Source organism: Shewanella sp. GutCb, assembly GCF_002836135.1.
Lineage (GTDB): Bacteria > Pseudomonadota > Gammaproteobacteria > Enterobacterales > Shewanellaceae > Shewanella.
Window position 1 is genome coordinate 1 of record NZ_PJBL01000059.1, and the last position, 1,134, is coordinate 1,134.

The following is a 1,134-nucleotide window of genomic DNA, read 5'->3' on the forward strand; positions in this document are numbered from 1 at the left end:
TCCAAGGTTGATGTCATAGCCGTAATCTTCAGATTCGGTCAGACCCAGTTGCGTCTCGTTATAATCATCTTTGGCGTAGCGGGCGGTCATATCCAGGCTGAGCCACGACGTTGGGGTGTGATTAAACTTGGCTTCGAAGGCGGTGCGCTCTCTGTCTGCCAGGTAGTATTTTCGCAGCAACGGATTCTGTTCAGATGAGGTCAGTTCGCTGGTTTGATATTCGCTGCCGCCACGGTTATCCAGACTGGCCTTGAACTTAAGCTTGAGGTTATCCAATGCGCGGACATTGAGTTTGGCCCATAGCACGTCGTCATTGGTCTGTTCACGGTCACCATGGCTGCGCTCCATCTCTTTTCTGTCATAGCCGGCTTGCAGGCGATAGTCGCTGGTCAGACGGTAACTGGCATTAAGCTTGAGGCCACGGCGCTCGGTGTCTAAAGGTACATTCTGTTTAAAGGCTCCTGTGATGCCGTTCACTTCATATTGGGCGAACTCCCATACCGAGCCCTTGTTGTCGCGCTTGCTGTAATCGACACTGCCGCCGAGTCTGAGTTTGTTGCTCAGCAGCGAGGTGACAGACAGCTTGCCGTCTAAGGTATCTACTTCTCCGTCCCAGTTTTGCAGTGGGTTACCGGGCATCTGGATCAAATTATCGTCTTGGATCATCTTGCCCGATACCAGACGAGCACTCATGACGGTGCGGCTCAATTGGTATTGGCCAGACAAGCTAAGTTGATGGGCCTGATTGTCAGGAGCGGGTGCAAAAACGTCATACAGATAGGGGAGACTTAAGGCGCCAATATCGTTGTTATACTGACTGACGAAGTAATTCAGATCTGTAGTCCAATTATCGCCGGAGAGTGACAGGCCTGCGGTGAGGTTATCTGTGCTAGCATCGATAGGCAGACCGAAATTAACCGGACGTGGGGTGACGATACTGCTGCTCTGGTAACCCGTTTTTTGCTCGTGGTCATAGCGCACATAAGCCTGATAGAAATCGCGGCCATAACTCAGACCCAGGCCAGCTTTATTTCTCTGCAGGGAGAGCTCCTGGATCTGAGTATGCTCACTCGGTGTCAGCACGTCATCTTTGTACCATAACTGGCTGCGCGCATTGCCTGACTGATAACTCGT

1 protein-coding gene is annotated in these 1,134 nt (G+C 51.7%); it reads right to left on the reverse strand.

Translation table 11 applies throughout. From position 1 onward, the window contains the following. On the reverse strand, positions 1–1,134 hold a 1,134-nt coding region (locus CXF86_RS19945; RefSeq protein WP_145992405.1), incomplete at both ends, for an MtrB/PioB family decaheme-associated outer membrane protein.